Below are 26196 nucleotides of genomic sequence, written 5' to 3' on the forward strand. Positions count from 1 at the left end.
GGAGCCGTGCTCCGCCGTGCCCGCACACCCGCCCCGACCGGCCCCGGCAGCCCCGCCGGCGCCGCCCGCCCCGGCCCGACCCTGTCCCGGCCGGCCCTGCTCGCCCTGTGCGCCTGCGTGCTCGTCGCCCAGGGCATGGTCGCCGCCGTCAACCTCCTCGTCCCGCAACTCGCGGCGTCCACCCTGCACCCGAGTTCCGAGCAGCTGCTGTGGGCCGTCGACGCCTACGTGATCGTCTTCGCCGCGCTGCTGATTCCCGCCGGCGCCCTCGGCGACCGCTACGGCCGCAAGGGGGCGCTGCTGGCCGGGCTCGCCCTGTTCGCCGCCGGCGGGGCCCTCAGCGCCCTCGCCGGGGACCCCTCCGTGCTGATCGCCGGACGCGGGCTGTGCGGGGCGGGCGCCGCGTTGATCATGCCCGCGACCATGTCGGTACTGGTCCACCTGTCCCCGCCCGAGCTGCGCGGCCGGGCCCTCGCCACCTGGACCCTGTCCGCGGGCCTCGGGGGCCTCGCGGGCAACGTCGGAGGCGGCCTCGCCGGCGAGTTCGCGACCTGGCGGGCGCTCTTCTGGGCGGTGGTCCCCCTCGGCGCCCTGCTCGCCCTCGCGGTGGCCCTCCTGGTGCCCCGCACCCCGGCCCGCCCCGAGGCCTCCGTGGACCCCGCCGGGGCCCTGTTCCTGGCCGGGGCGCTCCTGGCGGTGGTCTACGGGATCATCGAGGGGCCCTCGTACGGCTGGACCTCGGCCCGGGTGGCGGCCTCCTTCGGCGCCGGCGCGGGGCTGCTGGCCGTCTTCACCGCGTACGCGGTGCGCACCGCGCGTCCGCTGTTCGACCCGCGGATCTTCGCCTCGCGCGGCCTGCGCGCCGGCACGCTGGGCATCGGGGCCGCCTTCTTCGGGCTGTTCTCCCTGTTCTACGTGAACTCCCAGTACCTCCAGTACGCCAAGGGGTACTCCCCCGCGCTGACCGGCCTCGCGATCGTCCCGCTGACCGTCGGGATGGCCCTGGTGCCGCGCCTGGGCGCCCGGCTCCAGGAGCGGACCGGACCCCGGCTCCCGGTGGGCGTCGGGCTGTCCCTGATCGGGGCGGGGCTGCTGCTGGTGTCCACGGTGGACCCGGGCACTCCGTACGCCCTGTACGCGCTGTACCTCCTGGTGCTGTCGGCGGGCACCGGCCTGTGCGCTCCCTCGCTGACCCTGACCGTGGTCGCGGAGCTGCCTGCGCACCAGGCGGGACTGGGCTCGGGCCTGAACACCGCCGCCCGGGAGATCGGCGCCGCCCTCGGCGTGGCGGTGGTCGGGACGGTGCTGGCCTCCCGCCTCCACGGGAACCCGGCCGACCCCGCGCAGGCCGCCGCCTTCACCGACGCGATGGGGGTGGCGCTGCGGGCGGTGGCCGTGGCCCTGCTGGTGGCCGCGGCGGTGGTGGTCGCGGGCTACCGGGACCACGGGCGCGCGGGCGGCGCGGGAGACCGGACGGGCACCGGGCGCGGGGGGCGGAGCGGGCGCCGGAATGCGGCGGCCGCCGCCGAGGGCGCATCCTGACAGGGTGACGGCGAGACCGGACAGCGGCGGCCCCTCACCCGACGCCACGGCCCAGGTGCTCGCGCGGGCCATACTGCGGGCCGCGGACGCCCTGGGCGGGTACGCCGGCGGGGTCTACCTCCGCTCGGGCGCGAGCGGCCCGCTCCTGATGGCCGCCGTGGCGGGACTGCCGACCCAATTGTTCCGCCCCTGGTGGCGGATGCAGACCAACCGCCCCTACCCGGTCGCGGAGGCCTACGTGTCCGGCCAGTCGGTGCACCTGTCCGACGGCGAGGAGGCGATGCGCCGCTTCCCCCAGCTGATGGCCGGCCTCCCCTTCCCCTTCGCCTCCCTCTACGAGCCGGTGACCTTCGGGCAGGACCGGTACGGGGTACTGCTGGTGCTCCGCCCGGCGACGCCCGGGGTGCCCGTCGGGGCCGTGGACCGGGAGCGGCTGCGCGCGGAGGCCGGCGCCCTGGCGCAGGACCTGGCCGCGCTGTCGGCCACCGGGAGCCCGGTGGTCTGGGCGGGCCCGCCGATGGACGTCCCCTGGCCGGACTCCGCCGGCGGCGCCCGGGAGGCCGTGGACCGCCTTGAGGAGGCGCTCCTGTCCGTGGACCGCCAGGGCAGGATCCGCTACGTCAGCGGGGCCGCCGAGGCCCTCCTCGGCTTCGACGGACCGGCGCTGCGCGGCCGCGTGCTCTGGGAGGCGCTGCCCTGGCTCGGGCACCCGGCCTACGAGGACCACTTCCGGGGGGTGTTCCTGTCCGACGTGCCCGTGCACTTCTCGGCCCGGCGCAGCGCGCGGCCGGCGCGGGACTGGCTGTCCGTGGGCCTGTATCCGGGGCCCTCGGGGGTGTCGGTGACCATCGGGGCCACCGAGACGCCCGCGTACGCGCCCGGGTCGGTGGCCCGGCCGGGCGCGGGCCTGGGCTCGCCCGCGGACCGGGCCTCGGCCCTGTACCGGCCGGTGGCCCTGGCGATCGCGCTGACCGAGGCCGTCACCGCCCGCCAGGTGTCGGCGGTGGTCACCGAGGAGCTGTTGCCCGCCTTCGGGGGCCGCCAGCTGGCGATCTACCTCCTGGACGAGCGCCACCTGCACCTGGCCTGGGAGACCGGCTTCCCGCCGGGCTTCCTGGGCCCCTTCGACGGCGTCTCGCTCGACACGCACCTGCCGGGGGTGGAGACCCTCACCTCGGGGCGGCCGCTGTTCTTCGAGTCGATGCAGCACCTGGCCGCCGCCTATCCGGGGATCCCGCTCGACGCGGACGTGGGCGCCCGCGCCTTCCTGCCGCTGATCGCCTCCGGACGGCCCGTGGGGTCCTGCATCCTCGGCTTCGACGTACCGCGCGGGTTCAGCCCGGAGGAGCGTACGGTCCTCACCGCGCTGGCCGGCCTGATCGCGCAGGCCTTGGAGCGGGCCCGGCGCTACGACAGCGAGGCGGCCCTCGCGCGCGGGCTCCAGGCGGCCCTGCTGCCCCACCGGCTGCCGGTGGTGGAGGACGTGTCCACCGTCGGCCGGTACCTGCCGGGAACCGCCGGAATGGACGTCGGCGGGGACTGGTACGACGTGATCGTGACCCGGGCGGGACTGCTGGCCCTGGTGATCGGTGACGTCCAGGGCCACGGGGTGTCGGCCGCCGCGACGATGGGCCAACTCCGCAGCGCCGTACGGGCCTTCGCACTGAGCGGGAACAGCCCGGCGGAGGTGTTGCAAGGGACGAACGAGCTGCTCATCGATCTGGACCCGGGCCAGTTCGCGAGTTGCTGCTACGTCCTGCTCGATCCGGCCTCGGGCCGCGCCCAGGCCGTCCGCGCCGGGCATCCCCAGCCCCTGCTGCGCCGGCCCGACGGGCGGACGGAGGTGCTGGACCTGCCCGGCGGGGTGGTCCTCGGGGTCCACCCGGGGGGCGAGTACCCGGTGACGGAGCTGTGGATGGAACCCGGCGCGGTCCTCGCCCTGTACACCGACGGGATGGTGGAGATCGCCGGGACCGACATCGACGTGGGCGTGGAACGGCTGCGCACGGCGTTGGCCGGCTGCCCGCCGTACCCGCTGACGGAGGCGGCCGACCGACTGGTCGCCGAGGTGGGGAGCGAGGCCGACCGGCCCGACGACATAGCCCTCCTGCTGGCCTCCCGCACCGAGCCCCTGTAGGCCTACGGCGTGGCCGTGGCGCGCGCGTAGGCGTCCCCGGCGAGGAGGGCGTCCGCGACCATGTCCGCGCTCACCGTGAAGGGCATGTTGTGCGTGGTCTCCCCCTCGGCGGTGGCCGCGCGGCCGACGGCGAGGAGTTCCTCGCGGCCCGCGTCGGCGAGGCCCACCTCGGCGAGGGTGGTGGGCAGGCCGACGGACCGGCTGAAGCGCAGCCAGGTGTCGAGTTCGTCGGTGGGGGCGCCCTCCAGGACCAGTTGGGCGAGGGTGCCCATGTTGACCTTCTCGCCGTGCATCATGCCGTGGGTGCGGTGGGAGACGGTCAGGCCGTTGTGGATCCCGTGGGCGGCGGCGAGCCCGCAGGATTCGAAACCGAGCCCGGACAGAAGGGTGTTGGCCTCGGTGACCTTCTCCAGGGCCGGGGTCACCACGTGTGCCTCGGCGGAGAGGCGGGCTTGGGGGCCGTACTCCATGAGGGTCTCCCAGCAGAGCCGGGCCAGGCTCAGCGAGGCCTCGGTGGCGAGCCCGCCCGCCATGGCGGTGCGGTGCGCGGCCACGCACACGCGGGCCTCGTACCAGGTGGCGAGCGCGTCGCCCATGCCGGAGACGATGAAGCGGCTGGGCGCCCGGGCCACGAGCGCGGTGTCGACGAGGACCAGGTTCGGATTGCGCCCGAAGAAGGAGTAGCGCTCGAAGGCCCCCTCGTCGGTGTAGATCACCGCGAGGGCGCTGGTGGGGGCGTCGGTGGAGGCCACCGTGGGGGCGCTGACGACGGCGATGTCCCCGAGGGCGTGTCCGACGGCCTTGGCCGTGTCGATGGCGGTGCCGCCGCCGATCCCGACGATCACGTCCGCGCCTGTGTCCTCGGCCGCCGCCGCCACCCGGTCGATCTCCCTTTGTGTGCACAGACCGCCGAAGACCTCCTTGGTCAGCCGCACGCCCGCCGCGGCGAGCGATTCGGAAACGGACGCGTCGACGAATTCCCAGACGCCCTTGTCCGCGAGGACCACCACGTTCTCGCCGAGGCGGGCGACGTGCTCGCCCAACTCGTGCATCGCCCCGGCGCCCTGCACGTACTTCGCCGGACTGATCAGCATGCGCGTACCGATGGTCTTCACGGTGAAACCTCCTGCGTTCCGCGGCAGTTCGGGAATTCGACCGCCGTCGGCTCGCATTCATGACTATCACGCCGTCGAACCGTGTGGAGGAAATGCGGGGTCCCCTTTCGATCAGGCCTTTTCGCCGGTGGATCAGGGACCAAAGGCCCCCCGCGGGCCGACCTGATCCAGGCGTAGGTTTCCTTCACAGGCCGCCGTTATCGCATCCGAAAAGAGGCCCCGTGAAGAAGCTCATCAATTCCCCGGAAAGCGTCGTCGTCGACGCCCTGTACGGAATGGCCGCCGCGCACCCGGCGCTGTCCGTCGATCCGGAGGCGGGCGTCGTCACCCGGGCGGCGGGCCCGGAAGCCGGGAAGGTCGCCCTGCTGTCGGGCGGCGGCAGCGGGCACGAGCCGCTGCACGCCGGGTTCGTGGGGCGCGGCATGCTCGCGGCGGCGGTGGCCGGGCCGGTGTTCACCTCTCCCGTACCGGACGCCATCGCGCGGGCCACCGCCGCCGTGGACACGGGGGCGGGCGTGCTGCACGTCGTGAAGAACTACACCGGGGACATCCTCAACTTCACGATGGCCGCCGAGGACTGCGAGGACGAGGGGATCGCGGTCGAGCAGGTCGTCGTGGACGACGACGTCGCCGTGACCCCGGTCGAGGGCGGACCGGGCCGTCGGGGCACCGGCGCCACCCTCTTCGTCGAGAAGATCGCCGGCGCGCTCGCCGAGGAGGGTGCGACGCTGGCCGAGGTGGCGGCGGTGGCCCGCAAGGTCAACGCGAACTCCCGCAGCTACGGGGTCGCCCTGAGTTCCTGCACCACACCCGCCAAGGGCAGCCCCAACTTCACTCTCGGGGAAGGGGAGATGGAGCTGGGCATCGGCATCCACGGCGAGCCCGGACGGGAACGGCGCCCCCTGACGGACGCCGCCACGACGGCCGCGGCGATGCTCGACGCGATCCTCGCCGACCTGCCGGAAGCCGCCGGTTCGCCCGTGATCCTGCTGGTGAACGGGCTCGGGGGGACCCCTCCGATCGAGCTGTACGTCATGCGCGCCGAGGCCGAGCGGGTGCTGACCGACCGCGGGATCCCCGTGGCCCGCTCCCTGGTCGGCAACTACGTCACCAGCCTGGACATGGCCGGCTGCACCTTCACCTTGTGCCGCGCCGACGACGAGCTGCTGCGCCTGTGGGACGCACCCGTCGACACCCCGTCCCTGCGCTGGGGCTGCTGAACCGACCGCTCGACTCCCCCTAGGAAGCCGTCTCATGACGACCATTCAGATCGAACCGACCCCGGTGCTCGACCTCGCCCTCTTCCGACGCTGGCTCGCGGAGACCGACCGTCTCGTACGCCGCGACAGCGCGCGCCTGACCGAGTTGGACGCGGTGATCGGCGACGGGGACCACGGCGCCAACCTCGTACGGGGCTTCGGCGCCGTCGGCGCGGCCGCGGCGGCCTCCCCGCCCGCCACCCCGGGCGAACTGCTGACCCTGGCCGGGTCCACCCTGACCAACAACGTCGGCGGGGCCTCCGGACCGCTCTTCGGGACCGCGCTGCGCCGCACCGGCAAGGTGTTGGGGGTGAGCGAGGTCCCCACCCCGGCCGAACTGGGCGCGGCGCTCGGCGCCGGTCTGCGTTCCGTGCAGAAGCTGGGCGGCGCCGAGGTCGGCGACGCCACCCTGGTGGACGCGCTCGCTCCGGCGGTGGCGGCCCTCGCGGAGGCGGCCGATGCGGGTCTCCCGCTGCGGGAGACCCTGGACGGGGCGGCGCGGGCCGCGCGGGCGGGCGCCGATGCCACCGCCGCCCTCCAGGCCCGCAAGGGCAGGGCCAGCTACCTCGGGGAGCGCAGCGTGGGCCATCAGGACGCCGGGGCGAACTCGGTGGCGCTGCTGATGGAGGCCCTGCGCTCGGCGGTCGACGCTCCGGAGCCGGTCGCGGAGCCGGGCAGGGGCGAAAGGGATGCGGCCGACCCCGTACGGGAGCCCGCCGCGCCCGCCTCCACCGCGCCGACCCCGGCCGCGCCGGCGGTGCGGACCGGCCGGGTCGGCGTCGTCCTGGTCTCGCACAGCGCGGCGGTCGCCTCGTCGGTGGCGTCCCTGTGCACCGCGCTGCTCGGCTCGCAGGAGCCCGGCCCGCTCGCCGTCGCGGGCGGCACCGCCGACGGCGGCGTCGGCACCAGTGCGGAACTCGTCCTCGCCGCCGCCCGCCGGGTGGACGAGGGCGCCGGGGTGGCCGTGCTCTGCGACATGGGCAGCGCCGTGCTCACCCTGAAGTCCCTGCTCTCCGACGCCGGCTCGGGTCTGCCGGGGGGCACCCGCATCGTGGACGCGCCCTTCCTGGAGGGCGCCGTCGCCATCACGTTGACCTCCGCCCTGGGCTGCGGGGTCGACGAGGTGCTGGCCGCGGCCGAGGACGCCCGGGAGTACCGCAAGCGCTGACCACGGACAACCCGCCGGACGCCCTCCAGGAGGAGGGCCTCCCCCGCTCCCGCGCCCTCGGCGGGGCCACCGACCTACCGGTGGCCCCGCCTCGATGTTGCCCCAACGGCATCCGAAGGGCGACGGCCCGGCCACGCACCCCCGGTGCTCCGCCCCCGCCGTTCCGCCCCGCGCCCGGGCCACCGTGGCGGTCCTGCCTGTCATGCCCGCGTCGCCTTCCATCCTCCCCGGACCGGTGTTGCCCGTCCGGACCCCCGGACGATCTCGGTGTGCGGGGCCGGCGCGGAGGCGAGACGCGCCTCCACCCCGGGAATCTTCCGACATCGGGCAAAGCGCAAGGAAATTCATCCGGGGCGCGCTGCGGTTCCCGCACCCCCCGACGGACCAATATTTACGCGGCCTTAACACTCGATTCGGGGTCGCGCCCGGCCCCCCGACGATGGAATCCGCACATGAACAGCTCTTGACCTGCGGATCTCGCGGAGATTGCATAGCGGCCCGGGAGCACCGCAGACGTCTTTGCCCACCACCGCCTCGGAGGCGATACCGCTCCCGCTCTCCACGCCGCATCTCGCGATCGGAATTCCCGCACGATGACTGACACGCTCAGCGCCCCCCAGGCCCTCGCCCCGGCGACCGGGCCCACCCCGCAGAAGCTCAAGCGTTCCATCGGTGTCGTCGGCGGGACGCTCCTCACGCTCTCGTGCGTGACGCCCGCCTCCACCCTGTTCGTGGTCGTCCCCGACCTGTTCGCGGGACTCGGCACCTGGGCCGCCCTCACCATCGCCATCGGCTCCCTCCTCTGCGTCGGTGTGGCGTTCTGCTACTCGGAGCTGGGCACGCTGATCCCCAGCGCCGGCGGCGAGTACGCCATGGTGTCCACGATGGCCGGCCGTCTCGCGGGCTGGCTCGTCTTCGTGCTCTCCCTGCTCGTCGTGATGATCGTGCCGCCCGTGATCGCGATGGGCACCGCCGACTACCTCTCCCCGGTGATCGACATACCCGCCCCGGTCGCCGGTGGCGCCGTGATGCTGCTCGCCACCCTCGCCGGTCTGCTCGACCTCCGGGCCAACGCCTGGATCACCGGCGTCTTCCTCGTGCTGGAGGTGGTCGCGGCGGCGTTGGTGGCCGTACTGGGCTTCGCCCACAGCGAGCGCGGCGCCGACGCGCTGGTGCACGGCACGGTGGCCGCCGAGAGCGGCGGCGGCACCTCCCCGGTGACCGCGATGATGGTGGTCTCCGGTCTGGCCATCGCCCTGTTCATCACCCAGGGCTTCTCCACCGCCGTCTACCTCTCGGAGGAGCTGGAGAAGCCCCGCCGCAACGTCCCGCGGACGGTGCTGTGGACCCTGGCCATCTCGACCGCGGTCATCCTGGTCCCGGTCGTCGCGATCACCGTGGGCGCCCCCGACCTGGCGGCGCTGACCTCCGGCGACCTCGGCGCGATGGTCACCGGCTGGTCGAACTCGGCCGTCGGCACCTTCGTCAGCCTCTGCGTGGCCCTGGCCATCGTCAACGCCGGCATCGTCATGGTCATCCAGAACTCCCGGGTCCTGTTCGCCTCGGCCCGTGACAAGGCCTGGCCGGAGCCGGTCAACCAGGCCCTCTCCCGCCTCGGCCGCTTCGGCTCCCCGTGGGTGGCGACCCTGTTGGTCGGCGTGCCGGGCGCGGCGATGTGCTTCGTCAACCTCGACACCCTGTACGGGGTCACCGGCGTCTCGGTGACGGGCATGTACCTGCTCGTCGCGGTGGCCGCCCTGTTCAGCCGGCGCGGCGCCCACCGCGAGGCCTCGGCCTGGCGGATGCCGCTGTGGCCGGCGGTCCCGATCGCGCTGATCCTCGTCTTCGCCTACATCCTGACCCAGCAGGAGACCCAGTACCTGCTGTGGACCGGCGGCATCACCGCCGTGGCCACCCTGTACTGGGCGCTGTACCTGCGGCCCCGCAAGGACACCCGCTGGCTGGTGAGCATCCCGGAGACGGACGAGGAGCCCGACGCCGCGTAGCGCGGCGCCGGGTCGGGCCTCAGATCCCGACGTTGGCCAGGCTGACACCGATGGTGCGCAGGGCCGCCGAGAGCGAGGGGTGGCGTACCTCGAACCGCTCGGCGGCCTCGTTCAGGGAGTCCACCACGCCGGGGTCGGCCGGGTGGTGGGCGGCCGTGTGGCGGTCGGCCGTGTGGGAGTCGGCCGCATGGCGATCGGCCGCGTCGCGGTCGGCCTCCAGCTTGCCCAGCAGGGACTCCAGGTGCTCGCGCTCCCCCGGGGAGAGCCGGGGGCCCGTCGCGCGGAGTTCCTCGTGCAGGGCCCCCAGGTGGTCGTTCTCCGGGCGGTTCGACACGGTGTCTCCCTCTTCTTGGCGATCTCGATCTTGGTTTGGCTTGCTCAGGCGGTGGCGGCGGACCTGACGGTGATCTCCGCGCAGCGGGTGACGACCCCCGCGAGGTCGCCTCCGGTACGCAGCAGCTCCCGTTGGACGCGGGCTCCGTTCCCGTCCCGGAGGAGGGCGTCGAGGCCCTCCCGGACCAGGGTGTCGTCACCGTGGTCGCGGAGCGCGTCGCGCACGTGGTGGTGGAGGGCGTCCACGGCCTCCTCGGGCGAGGCCTCCCGCATGGTCGCGGGATGCAGCAGGGAGCCCTCCAGTCCCGAGCGGCCGGCCTGCCAGGACGCCAGCCGCAGCAGGCTCGTGCTGACCGGGGCCGGCGGTCGCCCCTCGCGCCAGTCGCGCGCGGCCGTCTCGACGAGACCCCGTACGAGGGCGGCGAGCAGGACCGGGGTCGAGGCGTCGAGGCACACGTCCGCGACCCTGACCTCCACCGTGGGGTAGGCGGCCGACAGCCGGGCGTCGGACCAGATCATCCCCTCGTCCCGGAGTACGCCGCTGTCGACCATGGCCCGGACCTGCCGGTGGTAGCCCTCGGCGGACCCGAAGAGGTCCACGGGGCCGGCGGACGGCAGCCTGTTCCACACCCTGCTCCGGTAGCTCCCGTAGCCGGTGTCCTGTCCCTGCCAGAACGGCGAGTTCGCGCTGAGGGCGGTCAGGACCGCCAGCCAGGGCCGGATCCGGTCGAGGACCGCGACCCCTTCCTCGTCCGACTCCACCGACACGTGGATGTGGCAGCCGCAGGTCAGCTGCTCCTGCGCGGTCAGACCGAACTGTTCGGCGACCCACTGGTAGCGGCGGCCGGTGTTCAAGGAGGGCTCGACCGGCAGCGGCGAGGTGCCGAGGGCGGCCACGACGGCGCCGACGCTCTCCGCGTGCCGTGCGGCCTCGCTGCGCCAGCGACCGATCTCGCGCGCCAGCTCGCCCATGTCGGTGACCGGCTTGGTGGCGAACTCGACCTGCTCCTTGGCGAGTTCCCGCTCGAAGTTGTGGCCTTGCTCCCAGCCGTCGCGCGGCCCCCGCCCGTCGGACCGGTCCGCCGCCTCCAGGACGTGCCCCGACAGGGCCAGCGGAACGCCGCTGGCGGCGTCCACCAGGAGCAGCTCCTCTTCCACGCCCACACTTCGCATGCCTTCACCCATCACATCGCCGTTCAGATGTGCCCCGCCTTCCCCGGACGAGCCCCGCCCATGCGGGCCGCCCCGAACGGGTGACCCCGGCCGGCGGGGAGCCCGGGTGATCGGTGCGCGGGCGCCGCGCGCCGCCGTCAGGCGGGCTTGTGGGTGCGGCGGGCCTGGGGGCGGGGGCGGATCAGGTGGGCGATGCCCGCACACGCCCCGACCACCCGGTCGATCTGCTCGTCGGTGAGTTCGCTGTGGGCCGTGAGCCGGTGGATCGCCCGGTTGCGGGGGGGGTGGTGGGCGGCAGGAAGGCCGCGCCCAGGATCCCCCGTTCGTCCAGGTGGTGCTGGATCTCGGCGAGGTTGTCGTCCGGGCCCGCGTGCAGCGGCAGGATCGGGCTCTCGCCGGGCCGGGTGTCGCAGCCCACCTCCCGCAGGGCGGCGTGCAGCCGGTCGGTGACGGACCACAGGCGCTTGCGGCGCACGTCGTCGGTGCGGATGACGTGCAGGGCGGCGTACAGACCGGCGATGTCCTGGGGCAGCAGGGTGGAGCTGTAGATGGCGTTGAGCGAGTGGAACGGCAGCCAGTCGACCACCCGCCGGTCACAGGCGACGATCCCGGCGCGCCCCGCGAACACCTTGGCGAGGCTGGCGGTGCGGAAGGGGATGTGCTCCTGCAGTCCGAGTTCGACGGCGAGGCCATGCCGAGGGGGCCGTGCACGCCGAGGACGTGGGACTCGTCGGCCACCAGGGTGCAGCCGTGGCGGCGGCAGAGCGCGACGATCTCGGCGAGGGGGGCGACGTCGCCGGTGGTGCTGTAGAGCGTGTCGACGCAGACGGTGCCGGGGCCGTCCGGGGCCATCAGCCGTTCCAGGTGGTCCGTGTCGTTGTGGACGAAGGGGCGCAGGACGGAGCCGGTGCCGTTGGTCCCGGCCCAGAGCGAGGCGTGGGCCGGCAGGTCGACGTAGACGGGGTGCCCTTCGGGCTGCGGACCGAGCAGGGCCTGGAGCAGGCTGACGTTCGCGTCCCAGCCGGACTGGCAGGCCATGACGGCGGGTGCCTGGAGGAAGTCGGCCATGTCCGCCTCGAAGCGGCGCTGCGGGTCGCCGTCGAGGACGAAGACCCCGGACATCATCATGCCGGTGCCGTGCTCCGCGAGGGCCTGCTGCTGGGCGCCCACCACACGGGGGTGGCGGGAGAGGGCCAGGTAGTCGTTGCTGAAGAGGATCACGTCACCCGGGCGGGGGGCGGGCCGGTCGCGGAACAGGTCCCGCCCCCAGTGGCGGACGCGGTCCTCCCAGGCCGTCACGCTGTTCATCAGGGGGATTTCGCCGACGGGGCCCCAAGAAGAGGGCATGGCAAAGCCTCCGGGCTGTTCGCCGCTCGGTACGGCGCCGGGGGTGGGCGAGGTCGCGAGCGCGCCTCGCAGATGCGTTTCTGCACGGGGTGTTCTACGGCCTGCGCAACGCCTTGATCAACTCTGCCGACCCCGCTGCGCGCCCTCTTGTGCGCCTGGCGTACGCCCCCGCCTGCGCCGATGATCGAAAGCGCGCCGACCCGGCGAGAAAACGATCACTCGAAGGGGTGCCACGTTCGAATGCCGCAACGAGGGGTTCGCCGTGGTCGGCCCCACCGCCCGCCGGGGACGGCCGAGTTGCCCGGCCGCGTCGCGCGCACCGCATCGAACCGCCCCACCGGCCCCGCCCCCGCGCCACGGGGGTCAGGCGCGGTCGGCCGCGTCCTCGGCGGACGTCACCCTTTCCCCGGCGGACGTCACGATCGACGCCAGGTCCGCGCCCGCGCGCAGGAGCGCCACGCCACGGGCCGCGATGGCGTCCAGGCGCCGGCTCAGCACGCGGGCGGTCTCCTCCAGCCCCTCCGGCCGGTGCAGGGTGTCCATGACCTCGCGGACGGCGGGGACCCCGTAGCCGGCGCCGCGCAGGGCCGCGACGATCCGGGCCGCCCCGATGGCCGCGAGGCCGTAGCGCCGGGCCCGCAGGGACGTCACCCGGTCGGGAGTGACCAGTCCCTCCTGCTCCCAGAACCGCAGGGTGGAGGGGCGGACGCGGAGCGCTCCCGCGAGCTCCGTGATCGTCATCGCGTCGTCCTGCGGTGCGAACCCGGGCGCGTCCGCCTCGGCCCGGACCGCCCGCAGGGCCCGCTGGGCGTGGAGGACCTCCTCCCGTTCCCGCGCGAGGCGGACGTGGACCGCGCTCACCGCGCAGGCCGCCTCCTCGATCGTCCCGGTGCGCAGCTCCGTCAGCAGCCGCCGGGCCTCGACGGGTCCGACGGCCCCCGCGAGCCCCCGGTAGGCGCGCAGGGCATGCACGTGGAGGCGCGTGTAGGAGCGGTAGCCGTTGGTGGCCCTGGCCGCCGGCGGGAGGACGCCCAGGCGTTCCAGGTCGCGGACCTGCTGCACCGAGTAGCCCGTCTCCCGGGCGACGTCGACGGTCCGCAGCGCCGCCCCGGGCGCGTCCTCCGACGGATCGATCATGAGCGAACCCCACACCAGCACGTGAACCCGACACTCGAACCATGAGTATGGAACAGATCATCGCGACGGTGCGCGGCTTCGACGGGGCCCTCGTGCTCACCCCGGAGCCGGGCGACGGGTCTCCCGAGATCGCGTGGGGGGACGCGTTCTTCTACTACGCGCCCGACGGCAGGATGCCCCGCAACGGCCGGCCGTACGGGACGGTCGTCGTCAAGGACCAGCCGGGCGACACGGCCTCCGACCTCGACCCGCCGGGCCGGTCGCGGGTCAACGTCCAGGTCGACCGGACGGCCTTCCGCCGGCTCACCGGGGAGGATCCGCGCGAGCTCGCCCTGCCGCGCGACCACGGGGCCACCGACCTCCTGATGCCGCACCCCGTCTACGGGGCCCTGAGCTGGGTCTGCGTCGTGAATCCGGGCGGGCGTACGACGGACACCCTGCTGCGGCTGCTGCGCGAGGCCCACGAGGCCGCCCGCGCCCGACACGCACGGCGGACCGAAACGGAGGGCTGAGCGCGCGGCCGGGGGACGCGCGCATGGGCCGAGGCGTGGCCGGGGGGCGAGCCGGGCGGGCGCCGTGAGCGGATGGTGGACAGGTGGTGGTACGGCGGGCCTCGGGTGTCTATGATCCGCGGCATGGCCGTCCTGTCGCGGATACTTCCGCGCTCCTGTTGTCGTCGCTGACGCGCGACCACCGACGCCTGCCCGCACGCCGCGCCCGCGCCACCGTCCCGTACGGGGCCGGGCGGGCGGCGCCCCCTCCCCCGGCACGACCACCGCCCCGCCCCGCCCTTGATCGGACGCGGGCCGCGCCGTGGTCCCGGGACCCGCCGCAGCACAAGGAGCCCGCCCCATGAGCACTCCCGCCACCCTCACCGCCGACCAGGCGCACGCCCGCCGGGGCGATCTCACCGTCGTCGACGTGCGCACGCCCGGTGAGTTCGCCTCCGGCCACCTGCCCGGCGCGGCGAACATCCCGCTCGACCGGATCCCCGGGTCCCTCGCCGCGTTGCGCACGGGCGCCGCCGAGCGCGAGGGGCTGCTCCTCGTGTGCGCCTCCGGCACCCGCTCCGGGCACGCCGTGCGTACCCTGGCCGGGCACGGGATCGAGGCCCTGAGCCTGGTCGGCGGCACCGCCGCCTGGGCGGCCGACGGACACGCCCTCGAACGCGTCGAGGGGCCCGGCGCCCGCCCCCGGGCCGTGTGGGCCATGGAGCGGCAGGTCCGGCTCGCGGCGGGCTCGCTCGTGCTGCTCGGGCTGCTGCTGGGCCTGTTGGCGCACCCCGCCTTCGCGTTGCTGAGCGCCGCGATCGCGGCCGGTCTGGTGTTCTCCGCGCTCACGGACACCTGCGGGATGGCCGCCGCGCTGGCCCGGCTGCCGCACAACCGCCGCGCCTGAGGGGCCTCGGAGCGCCCCGCCGGTCCCCCCGTCCCCGGCCCCCGGGTCCGCCGCCGGCCGCCCGGCGGTGTCCCGCCATGCGGTACGGATTCGTCCAACATCCGGACCCCGCTTGTCCCCGACCGCCCGTCACCGACAGGATGCGTCCATGGCCCCCGTACTCGTCTCGCGTCGACACGTAGATCTGCTGCGTGTCTCGACCATGCTCTGTCGGGCCGAATCCTCCCGTACGCACGGCTGTTGATCCGCCGCTCCTGACTCCGTACGGATGACCGCGCGCGCCCTCACGGGCGTGCCGCCGCCGCATTTCCCCGCGCATTTCCCCTCTTCGCCTTCCTCTCCCCGTGTACACGTGCCACCTCCGCCGAGGCGTGGTCGTGCCGCGCTGCCCCGACAAGGTCCGTCATGAGGTCCGCCATGCCAGAAAACCCCCTCCTGCTGCACTGGTTCCTGCCCACGGGCGGTGACGGTCGTGACCCCGGCGGGGTCACCGCCGTCCAGGGCCGCGGCGGCGGCGCCACCCGCCGCCCCGCCGATGTCGGCTACCTGACCCAGGTGGCACGCGCCGCCGAACAGGTGGGATTCCATTCGCTGTTGACCCCGGTCGGCTTGGGTTGCGTGGACCCGTGGATCCTGACCTCGGCCCTGGCCCAGCACACCACCCGCATCGGATTCCTCGTCGCCTTCCGCGCGGGATTCGCCAGTGCGACCCTGATCGCCCAACAGGCCGACGCCTTCCGCCGCTTCGCCGGCGGGCGACTCGCGCTGAACGTCGTCACCGGCGGCGATCCCGCCGAACAGCGCGCCTACGGCGACCACGTGGAGCACGACGCCCGCTACGGACGCACCGACGAGGTGATGGCGGTGCTGCGCGACCTGCTCGACGGGAAGTCCGTCGACCACCACGGCGCCCACCTCAGGATCGAGGGCGCCCGACTCACCGACCCCGACACCCGTCACCCCGTCCCGCTCTACTTCGGTGGCGCCTCCCCCGCGGCCGAGGAGGTCGCCGCCCGGCGGGCCGACGTACAGCTGTTGTGGGGGGAGCCGCCCGCGGCCGTGGCGGAACGGATCACCCGACTGCGCGAACGGGCCCGGGCGGTGGGCCGCAGCCCCCGGTTCGGGCTGCGCCTGCACGTCATCAGCCGGGACACCGCCGCCGAGGCCTGGGCGGAGGCCGACCGGATGCTCGCCGGACTGGACCCGGAGGCGGTGCGCACGACCCAGGAGCGGTTCGCCGCCATGGATTCCACCGGACAGGCCCGCATGGCCGCCCTGCACGGGGGCGTCGCGGACGCCGCCCGGCTGACCGTGTCCCCCAACCTGTGGGCCGGCATCGGCCTGGTCCGCGAGGGCGCCGGAACCGCGCTGGTCGGCTCGCACGACGAGGTGGCCGCCCGTCTCGCCGAGTACCGGGCCCTGGGCGTCGACGAGTTCGTCCTGTCCGGGTACCCGCACCTCGAAGAGGCGTACCGGGTCGGCGAAGAGGTCGCCCCGCGACTGCGCGCCCTGACGGGGGCGGGTCCGGCGTGAGCGCCGTCCTGTCGGCGGGACCCGAGCGGACCGCCCCCGGGGCTCCGGCCCCCGAGCGGGAACCCGCCGCCCCGGAACGACTGCGGGAGGCCCTGCGCCGGGGGGCGCTGCGACTGGTGGCCCTGGTCGTGCTGCTGGCCGGCTGGCAGGCCGTGGTCTCGCTCGAAGTGTGGCCCCGGATCCTCGTCCCCTCCCCCGGGGACGTGTGGCACCAGTTCGTCCTCACCTCGGGCACCCACGACGGGGTCCGCGGCTACGGCGGACACCTGCTCGTCGAGCACCTGGGCGTGAGCCTGGGCCGGATCGGCACCGGTTCCGCGTACGCCGTGCTCGTCGGGGTTCCGCTGGGGCTGCTGATCGGGACCGTCCGGCCGCTGGCCGTGGTCCTGGAGCCGGCCGTCACCTTCCTGCGCACCCTGCCGCCGCTCGCCTACCTGTCCCTGCTCGTCATCTGGTTCGGCATCGACGAGGCCCCGAAGATCTGGCTGCTGGTGATCGCCGCGCTGCCTCCGATCGCCGCGGCCACCGCGGCAGCCGTACGGACCGTGCCGGAGCAACTCGTCGAGGCCGCGCGGGCCTTGGGTTCGGGACCGGTGGCCCTGCTGCTCTCGGTGCGGTTGCCCGCCGCCCTCCCGGAGATCCTGACCGGCGTCCGGATCGCGGTCGGGGTCGCGTACACCTCCGTGGTCGCGGCGGAGACCATCAACGGCGTTCCGGGCATCGGCGGGATGATCCGCGACGCCCAGCGCTACAACCAGACCGCCCTGGTCATCGCCGGCATCCTCGCCATCGGACTGTCCGGGATCGTCCTGGACGCCCTGCTGCGGGGCTTCGAGCGGGTCGCCGCGCCCTGGCGCGGGAAGGCCTGACCGCCGCGGCCCCGACTCCCCACCTCACGCGTTCCACTTCACCCTTCCAGAACCACCACCGGAGTTCCGCCATGCCCAGACACCTCACGCGCCGCACCCTGCTGCTGGCCGCCGCCACCCTCCTCACCGCCACCGCCACGGTGGCGTGCGGAGCCGGCGGCGACGGCGGTGGTTCGGGGAAGACCACCGTACGCATCGCCTACCAGGCGATACCCAACGCCGACCTGGTCGTGAAGAACCAGCGACTGCTGGAGAAGGCGCTGCCCGAAGTCGACGTGAAGTGGGTGAAGTTCGAGTCCGGCGGCGATGTGAACACCGCCGTCATCGCCGGCGCGGTGGACCTGGGCCTGGCCGGATCCAGCCCCGTCACCAAGGGCCTGTCGGCGCCGCTGAACATCCCGTACAAGGTCCTGTGGATCCACGACCTGATCGGTGACAACGAGGCGCTCGTCGCGAAGTCCGGCATCGGTTCGGTGAAGGACCTGGTCGGCAAGAAGGTGGCCACGCCCTTCGGTTCCACCTCCCACTACTCGCTGCTGGCCGCGCTGACGGCGGCCGGGATCGAGCCGTCCGCCGTGCAGATCGTCGACCTCCAGCCGCAGGACACCCTCGCGGCGTGGAAGCGCGGGGACATCGACGCCGCGTACGTGTGGACGCCCACCCTCGGGGAGCTGACCAAGGACGGGAAGGTGCTGGTCACCAGCCGGGAACTGGCGCGGCAGGGCAAGCCCACGGCCGACCTGGGCGTGGTCACGAACGCCTTCGCGGCCAAGCACCCGGACGTGGTCACCGCCTGGCTGAAGGCGCAGGACCAGGCCGTCGGCCAGACCCGTACCGCCCCCGACCAGGCCGCGAAGTCCCTCTCGGCCGAGCTGGGGCTGCCCGTCGAGGAGGCGAAGCGGCAGCTGTCGGAGCTGGTGCTGCTGAACGCGAAGGAGCAGACCGGGGCGGAGTACCTCGGCACACCGGGCGCCCCCGGCAGGCTGGCGGCGAACCTGCACGACGCGGCGGTGTTCCTGAAGGGGCAGAAGGCGGTGGAGAGCGCGCCGGACGAGGCGACCTTCGGTCGGGCCCTTGCGGTGGAGGAGCTGGCCCGTGCCGCGCACTGAGGTCGCCACCGCCGTCGTGGACCTCGCGGGCGTGGCCGTCCGCTACGGTCCGCCGAAGCGGCAGGTCACCGCGGTCGAGGGGGTCGACCTGCGGATCGAGGCCGGCGAGTTCGTCGTGCTGGTCGGCCCTTCCGGCTGCGGCAAGACCACCCTGCTGCGGGTGGTGGCGGGCTTCGAGCGGGCGGCGACCGGGCGCGCCCTGGTACGCGGCTCCGCGCCGCTGCCGGGACGTGGCGCGGGAGTGGTGTTCCAACAGCCGCGCCTGTTCCCGTGGCGCACCGTCGGCGGGAACATCGCCTTCGCGCTGGCCCGGCACGGGGTGCCGCGCGCCGAGCGGCCCGCGCGGGTCGCGGAGCTGCTGGAGCGGGTCGGCCTGGCCGGGACGGCCGGGCGGCGCACCTGGGAGCTGTCGGGTGGCCAGCAGCAGCGGGTGGCCATCGCCCGGGCGTTGGCGGCGGAACCCGAACTGCTGCTGATGGACGAGCCGTTCGCCGCGCTCGACGCCCTGACCCGCGAGCGGCTCCAGGAGGAGGTCCGGAGCCTGGCGGGTCGGCTCGGCACCACGGTGCTGTTCGTGACGCACTCCGCCGAGGAGGCGGTGCTGCTGGGCTCCCGCGTCGTGGTCATGGCGGCGGGCCCGGGTCGGGTGGTGGCGGACCTCCCGATCGACCTGGACCGGGCCCCCTCCGCGGACCTCCCGACCCTCCGCGCCTCCCCCCGCTTCACCCACCTCCGTACCCGCCTGACGGAACTGACCCGTTAGGGCGTGGTCGGGCGGGGTGGCGACCCGCCCGACCGGACGGTCAGGAGTGTCCGGGGGCGCGACTCAGGATCAGGGCGGTGTTCACCAGCCCGATGTGGCTGAAGGCCTGGGGGAAGTTGCCGAGCTGGCGGTCCGCGATGGGGTCGTACTCCTCGGCGAGCAGACCCACGTCGTTGCAGACGTCCAGGAGGCGTTCGAAGAGCTCGCGCGCGTCCTTCTCCCGGCCGGTCAGGTGCAGCGCGTCCACGAGCCAGAACGAGCAGGCCAGGAAGGCCCCTTCGTCGCCGGGCAGGCCGTCCACGGAGGGGCCCTCGGTGCTGTAGCGGCGGACGAGTCCGCTGCGGCCCAGTTCGGCGCGGACGGCGTCGACGGTACCGATGACGCGGGGGTCGTCGGGCGGCAGGAAGCCCACGCGGGGGATGAGGAGGGTGGCCGCGTCCAGTTCGCGCGAGCCGTAGTACTGGGTGAAGGTGCCCCGCTCGGCGTCGAAGCCGTTCTCGCAGACGTCGCGGTGGACCTCGTCCCTTATGGTCCGCCAGCGCTCGACGTCCCCGGGCATCTCCGGGCTGGCCTCCAGCGTGCGCACGGCCCGGTCGGCGGCCACCCAGGCCATCACCTTGGAGTGCACGAAGTGCCGACGCGGTCCGCGCACCTCCCACAACCCCTCGTCGGGCCGCTGCCAGTTGTGCTCCAGGAAGTCGAGGAGGGCCAGCTGGATCTTCCAGGCGTGCCGCTCGGAGGCGAGTCCGGAGGAGCGCGCCAGGAACAGGGAGTCCAGCACCTCGCCGTAGACGTCCAGCTGGAGTTGGTCCACGGCCGCGTTGCCCACGCGGACGGGCGCGGAGTCGGCGTACCCGCGCAGCCACGGCAGGTCGATCTCCGGGATCCGGCGTTCGCCCCCGATCCCGTACATGATCTGGAGGTCGGCGGGGTCGCCGGCCACCGCGCGGAGCAGCCAGTGGCGCCAGGCGCGGGCCTCGTCGAGGTAGCCGGTGGCCACCAGGGCCCCGAGGGTCAGGGTGGAGTCGCGCAGCCAGCAGTAGCGGTAGTCCCAGTTGCGGACGCCGCCCAGCTCCTCCGGCAGGGAGGTGGTGGCGGCGGCGACGATCCCGCCGGTCGGGGCGTAGGTGAGGGCCTTGAGGGTGATCAGGGAGCGCAGGACGGCCTCCCGGTAGGGGCCCTCGTACCGGCAGCGGGCGCTCCACGTCCGCCAGTCGACGAGGCTCTGCTCCAGGGCCTCGTACGGGTCGACGGGCTCGGGGCGCGGTTCGTGCGAGGGGTGCCAGGTGAGCACGAAGGCCACCTTCTCCCCCGGGCCGACGGTGAACTCCGAGAGGGTGCTGTTGTCCGCGCCCCAGGTCCGTACGGCGGGCTCGCTGCGGAACCACGCCGCGTCGGGTCCGGCGACGGCGACGCGGTCCGCGTCGCTGCGCCGGACCCACGGGACGACGTGGCCGTAGTCGAAGCGCAGCCGCAGGGTGCTGCGGACGGTGACCCGTCCGGAGACTCCCTCGACGATGCGCATCACGTCGGGCGCGGTGTCGCGCTGCGGCATGAAGTCGGTGACCTTCACGGTGCCGTCCGCCGTGTCCCAGAAGGACTCCAGGACGAGCGTGCCGTCGGAGTAGGCCCGGCGGGTGCACTGTTCACCGTCGGTGGCGCCCGCCGGGGCGATGCGCCAGTGACCGTTCTCCTCGTCGCCGAGGAGGGCGGCGAAGCAGGCCGCCGAGTCGAAGCGGGGAAAGCACAGCCAGTCGATGGACCCGTCGCGGCCGACCAGTGCGCTCGTCATGAGGTCGCCGATGATTGCGTAGTCTTCGATCGCCTGTGTGGGGTGTGTCATTCATCCGCTGTTCCCGCCATCGGCCGGGGTCAATCGGCCCGTTCGGAGTCGCTACTTCCGAATGAGCAGCGTCACGGCCGCCAAGACCACCCCGAGGGCGAGCGCCTGGGCCCCGAGGGCGGGTCGGTGGGCGAGCCGCGCGGGGACGGGGAGCAGCCGGTCGAGGGCGAGACGGCCCGGGCCGGTGAGGGTCAGTGCGGCGGCGGCCGCGGTGAGCAGCAGTTCGTACTCGAAGCCCTCGGGGGCGAAGAAGGAACCGGTGCCGTGGACCACGATGGCGTTGATCATGGTGCCGGTGACCGCGGCCCCGGCGAGCGGGGTGAGCAGCCCGAGGGCGAGGCCGAGGCCGCCCAGGGTTTCGGTCAGGCCCGCGATGGCGGCCATGGTGTCGCCCGCCGGGTAGCCGACGGAGTCGAAGAACCGGCCGGTGCCGCTGATGCCGCCACCGCCGAACCAGCCGAAGAGCTTCTGGGTGCCGTGGGCGGCGACGGTGAGGCCGAGGACGAGGCGCAGGAGCAGGAGTCCGGCGTCGTGGTAAGCGGTGGGGGCGGTCGGGGCGCCCGCGGCGGGCGCGCGGTCGGCGGGGCGCGCGGGCGCGCCCTTCGTGGCGGAGGTGTCGGCGGGGGTGCTGGGCATGGGGGGCCTTTCGGTGGGGACGGTCCGAAGGGAGGGGCAGGAGTTGTTCAAATTCGAACCTGGCTCCCGACCCTAACCACTGATTCAAATTGGAACAACTCGTGTAGGCTGTCGCCATGGCTGAAACCCGATGGCTGGACGACCGTGAGATGCGGGCCTGGGACGGCTTCCTGGCCGCCTCCGCGCTGGTGAACCGCCGCCTCGACCAGCAGCTCAAGGACGATTCGGGACTCTCCCACCCCCAGTACGAGATCCTCGTGCGCCTCGCCGCCGCACCCGATCACGAACTGCGGATGACCGAGCTGGCCAACGGCCTCATCAACTCCAAGAGCGGACTGACCTACCAGGTCACCCAGATGGAGAAGGCGGGCCTGGTCCGGCGCCGCAGTTGCCCCTCCGACGTGCGCGGGGTCTTCGCCGTCCTGACCGAGGCGGGCCACGACCGGCTCCGGGAGGCCGCCCCCGGGCACGTGGCCACCGTCCGCGAGGCCCTCGTCGACGTCCTGACCCCCGAGCAGCTCGACGCGATCGCCGACGGACTGGGCGAGGTCAGCCGCCGACTGCGCGCACAGGGTGCCTGATCCGCCCGACGGGGTAGAAGAGCGCCCATGGACGGAAAAGTCTGGCTGATCCTTCTCGGAGTCCTGGCCCTCGCGGCGGCGGTGACCGCGGCCGTACTCCTGGTACGCGTCTTCGCCGCACGGCGGCTGCTGATGGACGCCGGGATCCCGCTGCGCGACAAGGCGCTGTTCTGGGTGGCGGTCGTCTACACGATCTCCCCGGTGGACCTGATCCCGGACCCGGTCTACCTCGACGACATCGGGGTCCTGCTGCTCGCCCTGCGCTCCCTGCACGCCGCCGCCGCGACGGCACGGAAGCCCGCCGCCCTGCCGTCCGCCGACCGGACCGCGTGACGGCGGACCCCCGCGAAGAACGCCGCGCGGCCCATTCCCCGGGGCCACGCGGCGTTCGCTGTGGGGCCTGCGGCGGCGCGGAGCCGCTTCGACCGCTCCTGCTCCCGCGGCGTTCGGACTACTTGGGCATCAGGACGGTGTCGACGATGTAGACGGTGGCGTTCGCGGTCGGGACGTTGCCGCAGACCACGTTGGACGTGCCGTTGACCTTGTAGGCCTCGCCCGATCCGGCCGTGGTGATCTTGCCCTTCTCCAGGGTGTCGAAGGAGCCGCTCTCCAGCTGCTTCGGGGTGAGCTTCTCACCGACGACGTGGTAGGTGAGGATCTTGGTGAGCATGGCCTTGTCGGCGAGGACCTTGTCGAGGTCGGCCTTCGGGATCTTCGCGAACGCCTCGTTGGTGGGCGCGAAGACGGTGATGTCCTTGGCGTTGTTCAGGGTGTCCACGAGACCGGCCTGCTTGACGGCGGTGACCAGGGTGGACAGTGCCGGGTTGTTCGAGGCGGCCGTGGCCACCGGGTCCTTGGCCATGCCGTCGAAGGACCCCGCGCCCTCGGCCGGAACGCCCGCACAGGCCGGACCGAAGGGGCCGTCGGCCAGGGCGGCCGAGGAGCTCGCGCTGCTCGGGGTGGCGGCCGCGGAGGAGGCGGCGGACCCCGAGGTGGAGTCCTTGTCGGCGTCGGAGGACGAGCAGGCGGCCAGCGCGAAGGGCAGGAGCGCGGCGGCGGCGACGGCGACGGCGGTACGGCGGAAGGTGCTGCTGTTCATGACGGGGGTTCTCCTTGGGATCGCTGTGTTCGAGGGAAGATCAGAGAAGGGTTTGGGGTCCGGAGGTCCGCGGGATGTCCGCGGGGATCCGGGGCGGGGCCGTCAGTCGACGCTGACCACCACCGAGTGACGGCCGCTCGCGCCGTCGGGGATGGTCCGGGTGCGTTCCTCGGTCTGGACGGCTCCGGTGCGGTCCGTGGCGCGGACGGTGAGGGTGTGGCCACCGGCCGCCGCCTGCCACGGGAAGGACCACTGCCGCCAGGTGTCGGCGGTGTCCTCCACGGCCAGGTCGGCGTCCCGCCAGGGCCCGTCGTCGACCCGCACCTCGACCCGGTCGATGCCGCGGTGCTGGGCCCAGGCCACTCCGGCGACCGTGGTCGCGCCGACGCCCAGACGGGCGAAGGGCTTGGGGGTGTCGATCCTGGCCTGGGTCTTGATCGGGGCTCGACGGGCCCACTTCCGCTTGACCCAGTAGGGGTCGTAGGAGGCGAAGGTGGTCAGCTCGATGTCCTGGATCCACTTGCAGGCGGAGACGTAGCCGTACAGGCCCGGTACGAGCATCCGTACGGGGAAGCCGTGCTCGAACGGCAACGGTTGGCCGTTCATGCCGACGGCGAGCATGGCGTCACGGCCGTCCATGACGTCCTCGACGGGGCTGCCCAGCGTCATGCCGTCCACGGACCGGGCCACCAGCTGGTCGGCCGGACCGCCCTTGGACGGCGGGCGCACGCCGGCCTCGCGGAGCAGGTCGGCCAGCCGTACGCCGAGCCAGCGCGCGTTGCCCACGTACGGGCCCCCGACCTCATTGGACACGCAGGTCAAGGTGACGTCGCGCTCGATCAGGTCCCGGCCGAGCAGGTCGGCGTAGGTGTAGGTGCGGGGCCGGTCGACTCCCTTGCCGTGGATCCTCAGCCGCCAGGTGTCGGCCGACACCTTCGGCACCACCAAGGCGGTGTCGACACGGTAGAAGTCCGCGTTCGGGGTGGTGAAGGGGCTGATCCCGGCGACGCGCAGGGAGGCCCCCCGGGGTACGGAGGCGGCCGGTGATGCGGCGGCGGGCAGCCGTACGGCGTCCCGGGTGGCGGCCGCGCCCCTGCCGCGCGTGGAGTTGAGCTGCCGCCCGAGGGCGCCCGCCGCGGTGGAGGCCACGGCAGCCGCGCCGGCCGCCACGAGGAACCCTCGGCGGCTCCAGCCGGACGCGGCCGGAGCCTCGGGATCGCGTACGGCGGTCAGCCGGCCGATCAGCAGGTAGAGCAGCCCGGCCCCGGCCAGGGCCCCCACCAGCGAGGGCAGAGCGTCGGTGAGGCCGGTGGAGTCGGGCCGGGTCACGGCCGCCGCCCCTCCGACCACGCCGAAGAGCAGCACCCCGGCCGCGCCGGTGCGCCGGTGGCGCAGGGCGAAGAGGCCGAGGACGACGGCGAGGAGGCCGAGGACGACCACGATCCCGAGCTGGAGGACCAGCTTGTCGTTGGTGCCGAAGTTGCGGATCGCCCAGTCCTTGAGCGCCGGGGGCGTACGGTCGATGGCCGCTCCGCCGACCGCCGTCACGGGCCCCGACTCGGGGCGTACGGCGGCCGAGACCAGCTCGGCGACCGCCAGGGCCGCGTAGCCGGCGAGCAGGCCGCCGAGCGCCGCCTGGGCGGAGCGGGCGAAGGTGCTTCGGTTGATCCTCACAACCGGTCTTCGGCGCCGGACGGCCGGCGGATTGGCCGTTCAGTCGATCGAGTGTCGAGCCGCCACGCCGTTGACCCCTGCCGGGAGCCCTCGAATGGCCTCCCAACGGGCGCCGGCCCGGCCGTCGCAGGCCGGTGGCAGCATGTCCCCATGCCCTACGACGATCTTGAAATCGCCTCCGTCGACGAGTCGGCGCGGGCTCCCGACTTTCCCTTCTCCTCCCCCGCCGCCCTGCTGGACTCCGCCCGGATCGAGCTCCGGACGGCCCACGGCGCGGCCGGCGGGGTGGGCCGGGAGGTCTTCACACAGGCCGAGGCCGTGTTCGGCCAAGAGGAGGTGTCCCGGGCGGAGTTCGCCTCGTGGCTGCACTTCGCCGCACGGGTGCTGGGTCGGGACGCCTACGCCGAGCGGGTCGAGGCCGCCGAACCCGCCCTGCCGTGGCGGACGGTGTGGGCCTGGTGGCGGCCGGTCGGCGCCCACCGCGGCGAGCCGAACCTCAGCGGGGACCGGAACGTCGAGGTCTTCGCCCCGCTCGGCGATCCGGAGCGGAGCTCCCTCCTCAAGGTGTCGTCGCTCTGGGAGGGCGAGCGCTGGTTCCGCCTGGACACCGGCGCGCCCTGCGCGGAGCCCGACGCCGGAACGTACGAGGAGTGGCACGAGGAGGACGGGCCGGAGGGGCCGGTCCTCTTCGGGACCGAGGAGCGGGACTGGGCGCTGCACTGCCCCGGCACCTGGGAGGAGCCCGTCGCCCTCGGCGGGGACCGCTTCCTGATCGCCGAGGCCCGCGGGGTACTGGTGGCCGAGCGGAACCCCGCGGTGGCGCACGGCCCCCGGTCCGGCGGCGGCGCCCGGTACGACTCCTGGGAGGAGGGCGGGGGCGATCCCTGGTTCGTGGACCCGGCTCCGGCCGAACGGCCCCTGAGCGCCGCCCGGCTGGACGCGGTCTTCGGCGCGGCACGCGTACTGCGGGTCCCGCCGGAGCTGCTGCCCGCCACCCTGACCCACCGCCCCACGCGGGAGTTGCTGAGCGCGGTGGGCCTGCCGCGCCTCTGGGCGGCCGGGGTCACCTCCTTCGAGGCCGCCGGTGACGGGTCCGGTCCGCCGGTCCACTCCGGCGGGGGCGCGGCCGGCGTCGCGGGTTCCCTGCACCTGGGCACCTTCGACCTCGGGTACGCGGACACGGGCCTGGTCCTGCTCCGCCCGGACACCGGCGCACTGCTCATGGTCCGCAACGGGGGCGAGCCCTTCCCGCTGGCCCGCGACACCGAGACCTTCGTACGGCTGCTGGAAGCGGTCCGGCGGCACATGGGGTCCTGCTGGGACCCCTACCCGGCCGAGGACGGCGTCGGGCACTTCCACGACGAGGTCGAGGCCTTGGAACCGGCCGCGCTCGGCCCCGACGGGCCCACCGAGGAACTCTGGGGGCACGTGTTCGCCTCGATCACCGAACTCGGCGTGTGGGGCTACTGACCCA

Annotated in this window: 23 protein-coding genes and 2 pseudogenes; 15 read left to right on the top strand and 10 right to left on the bottom strand. The window is 74.0% G+C overall.

Features of this window, described 5'->3' with window-relative positions; all coding sequences use genetic code 11:
• Positions 1-6: 6 nt before the first annotated feature.
• The gene (locus ACIOD1_RS12165) at positions 7-1542 is read left to right on the top strand and encodes an MFS transporter (RefSeq protein ID WP_401901812.1); all 1536 of its coding nucleotides are present in this window, start codon (positions 7-9) and stop codon (positions 1540-1542) included.
• Positions 1511-3679: a SpoIIE family protein phosphatase gene (locus ACIOD1_RS12170; RefSeq protein WP_365611720.1), complete on the top strand. Its 2169-nt coding sequence runs from the start codon at positions 1511-1513 to the stop codon at positions 3677-3679. Before ACIOD1_RS12165 ends, ACIOD1_RS12170 begins: the two co-directional genes overlap by 32 nt.
• 2 nt (positions 3680-3681) lie before the next feature.
• Here the strand turns inward: ACIOD1_RS12170 and ACIOD1_RS12175 are convergent, their stop codons facing one another.
• On the bottom strand, positions 3682-4794 hold the full coding sequence (locus ACIOD1_RS12175; RefSeq protein ID WP_401901814.1) for a glycerol dehydrogenase: 1113 nt from the start codon (positions 4792-4794) through the stop codon (positions 3682-3684).
• 221 nt (positions 4795-5015) lie between these two features.
• Between ACIOD1_RS12175 and dhaK the strand changes: the two genes are divergently transcribed.
• The 4 genes and pseudogenes from dhaK to ACIOD1_RS12195 all read left to right on the top strand — a co-directional run bounded on the left by dhaK (position 5016) and on the right by ACIOD1_RS12195 (position 9227).
• Positions 5016-6014 carry a dihydroxyacetone kinase subunit DhaK gene (dhaK, locus tag ACIOD1_RS12180; RefSeq protein WP_365611714.1) on the top strand — a complete coding sequence of 333 codons (999 nt, stop codon included), beginning with the start codon at positions 5016-5018 and terminating at the stop codon, positions 6012-6014.
• Between the two features lie 64 nt (positions 6015-6078).
• A pseudogene (gene dhaL / locus ACIOD1_RS12185) lies at positions 6079-6696 on the top strand (dihydroxyacetone kinase subunit DhaL); the annotation flags it as partial.
• The gene (locus ACIOD1_RS12190; RefSeq protein WP_365613327.1) at positions 6676-7221 is read left to right on the top strand and encodes a PTS fructose transporter subunit IIA; all 546 of its coding nucleotides are present in this window, start codon (positions 6676-6678) and stop codon (positions 7219-7221) included. The pseudogene dhaL and the gene ACIOD1_RS12190, both read left to right, overlap by 21 nt.
• 593 nt (positions 7222-7814) lie before the next feature.
• Complete coding sequence (locus ACIOD1_RS12195; RefSeq protein WP_401901816.1) at positions 7815-9227, top strand: APC family permease; 1413 nt, start codon at positions 7815-7817, stop codon at positions 9225-9227.
• A 19-nt stretch (positions 9228-9246) separates the two neighbouring features.
• Here the strand turns inward: ACIOD1_RS12195 and ACIOD1_RS12200 are convergent, their stop codons facing one another.
• The 5 genes and pseudogenes from ACIOD1_RS12200 to ACIOD1_RS12220 form a co-directional block, all read right to left on the bottom strand.
• Positions 9247-9561 (bottom strand): DUF4404 family protein, encoded by a 315-nt coding sequence (locus tag ACIOD1_RS12200; RefSeq protein ID WP_365611708.1) that lies wholly within the window; start codon positions 9559-9561, stop codon positions 9247-9249.
• A 44-nt stretch (positions 9562-9605) separates the two neighbouring features.
• The gene (locus ACIOD1_RS12205; RefSeq protein ID WP_365611705.1) at positions 9606-10733 is read right to left on the bottom strand and encodes a glutamate--cysteine ligase; all 1128 of its coding nucleotides are present in this window, start codon (positions 10731-10733) and stop codon (positions 9606-9608) included.
• 181 nt (positions 10734-10914) lie between these two features.
• A complete protein-coding gene (locus tag ACIOD1_RS12210) occupies positions 10915-11559 on the bottom strand; it encodes an aminotransferase class I/II-fold pyridoxal phosphate-dependent enzyme (RefSeq protein WP_401902344.1) in 645 nt (214 codons plus the stop codon).
• A pseudogene (locus ACIOD1_RS12215) lies at positions 11442-12080 on the bottom strand (aminotransferase class I/II-fold pyridoxal phosphate-dependent enzyme); the annotation flags it as partial. The pseudogene ACIOD1_RS12215 and the gene ACIOD1_RS12210, both read right to left, overlap by 118 nt.
• Before the next feature lie 363 nt (positions 12081-12443).
• A complete protein-coding gene (locus tag ACIOD1_RS12220; protein WP_401901817.1) occupies positions 12444-13217 on the bottom strand; it encodes a MerR family transcriptional regulator in 774 nt (257 codons plus the stop codon).
• Between the two features lie 47 nt (positions 13218-13264).
• On the opposite strand from ACIOD1_RS12220, the gene ACIOD1_RS12225 reads away from it, so the two are divergent.
• The 6 genes from ACIOD1_RS12225 (at position 13265) to ACIOD1_RS12250 (ending at position 18889) form a co-directional block, all read left to right on the top strand.
• Positions 13265-13729, top strand: coding sequence for a DUF6194 family protein (locus ACIOD1_RS12225; RefSeq protein ID WP_365613324.1), 465 nt, complete (start codon positions 13265-13267; stop codon positions 13727-13729).
• A 340-nt stretch (positions 13730-14069) separates the two neighbouring features.
• Positions 14070-14615, top strand: a complete 546-nt coding sequence (locus ACIOD1_RS12230) for a rhodanese-like domain-containing protein (protein WP_365611693.1) — start codon at positions 14070-14072, stop codon at positions 14613-14615.
• 417 nt (positions 14616-15032) lie between these two features.
• Positions 15033-16148 carry an LLM class flavin-dependent oxidoreductase gene (locus tag ACIOD1_RS12235; RefSeq protein WP_365611691.1) on the top strand — a complete coding sequence of 372 codons (1116 nt, stop codon included), beginning with the start codon at positions 15033-15035 and terminating at the stop codon, positions 16146-16148.
• Complete coding sequence (locus tag ACIOD1_RS12240) at positions 16145-17017, top strand: ABC transporter permease (protein ID WP_401901820.1); 873 nt, start codon at positions 16145-16147, stop codon at positions 17015-17017. The genes ACIOD1_RS12235 and ACIOD1_RS12240 overlap by 4 nt, the downstream gene beginning before the upstream one ends.
• 71 nt (positions 17018-17088) lie before the next feature.
• On the top strand, positions 17089-18126 hold the full coding sequence (locus ACIOD1_RS12245; protein WP_365611689.1) for an ABC transporter substrate-binding protein: 1038 nt from the start codon (positions 17089-17091) through the stop codon (positions 18124-18126).
• A complete protein-coding gene (locus tag ACIOD1_RS12250) occupies positions 18113-18889 on the top strand; it encodes an ABC transporter ATP-binding protein (protein ID WP_401901822.1) in 777 nt (258 codons plus the stop codon). The genes ACIOD1_RS12245 and ACIOD1_RS12250 overlap by 14 nt, the downstream gene beginning before the upstream one ends.
• Before the next feature lie 40 nt (positions 18890-18929).
• Here ACIOD1_RS12250 and ACIOD1_RS12255 read toward each other — a convergent pair whose 3' ends face one another.
• Both ACIOD1_RS12255 and ACIOD1_RS12260 read right to left on the bottom strand, forming a co-directional pair.
• The gene (locus ACIOD1_RS12255; protein WP_365611683.1) at positions 18930-20732 is read right to left on the bottom strand and encodes a glycoside hydrolase family 15 protein; all 1803 of its coding nucleotides are present in this window, start codon (positions 20730-20732) and stop codon (positions 18930-18932) included.
• Between the two features lie 51 nt (positions 20733-20783).
• Entirely contained in the window at positions 20784-21368 is a 585-nt protein-coding gene (locus ACIOD1_RS12260; protein ID WP_365611680.1) for a DoxX family membrane protein, read from the bottom strand.
• A gap of 116 nt (positions 21369-21484) precedes the next feature.
• Here ACIOD1_RS12260 and ACIOD1_RS12265 point away from each other — a divergent pair, with 116 nt between their 5' ends.
• Positions 21485-21949, top strand: coding sequence for a MarR family transcriptional regulator (locus tag ACIOD1_RS12265; RefSeq protein WP_365611678.1), 465 nt, complete (start codon positions 21485-21487; stop codon positions 21947-21949).
• A gap of 27 nt (positions 21950-21976) precedes the next feature.
• Positions 21977-22282, top strand: a complete 306-nt coding sequence (locus ACIOD1_RS12270; protein ID WP_365611675.1) for a YkvA family protein — start codon at positions 21977-21979, stop codon at positions 22280-22282.
• Positions 22283-22400: 118 nt separating this feature from the next.
• Here ACIOD1_RS12270 and ACIOD1_RS12275 read toward each other — a convergent pair whose 3' ends face one another.
• Entirely contained in the window at positions 22401-23048 is a 648-nt protein-coding gene (locus ACIOD1_RS12275) for a fasciclin domain-containing protein (protein WP_401901824.1), read from the bottom strand.
• A 102-nt stretch (positions 23049-23150) separates the two neighbouring features.
• Positions 23151-24722: a molybdopterin-dependent oxidoreductase gene (locus tag ACIOD1_RS12280; protein WP_401901826.1), complete on the bottom strand. Its 1572-nt coding sequence runs from the start codon at positions 24720-24722 to the stop codon at positions 23151-23153.
• A gap of 150 nt (positions 24723-24872) precedes the next feature.
• Here ACIOD1_RS12280 and ACIOD1_RS12285 point away from each other — a divergent pair, with 150 nt between their 5' ends.
• Positions 24873-26192, top strand: coding sequence for an SUKH-4 family immunity protein (locus tag ACIOD1_RS12285; protein WP_401901828.1), 1320 nt, complete (start codon positions 24873-24875; stop codon positions 26190-26192).
• Positions 26193-26196 lie beyond the last annotated feature (4 nt).

Source organism: Streptomyces sp. NPDC088097 (assembly GCF_044741845.1).
Lineage (GTDB): Bacteria > Actinomycetota > Actinomycetes > Streptomycetales > Streptomycetaceae > Streptomyces.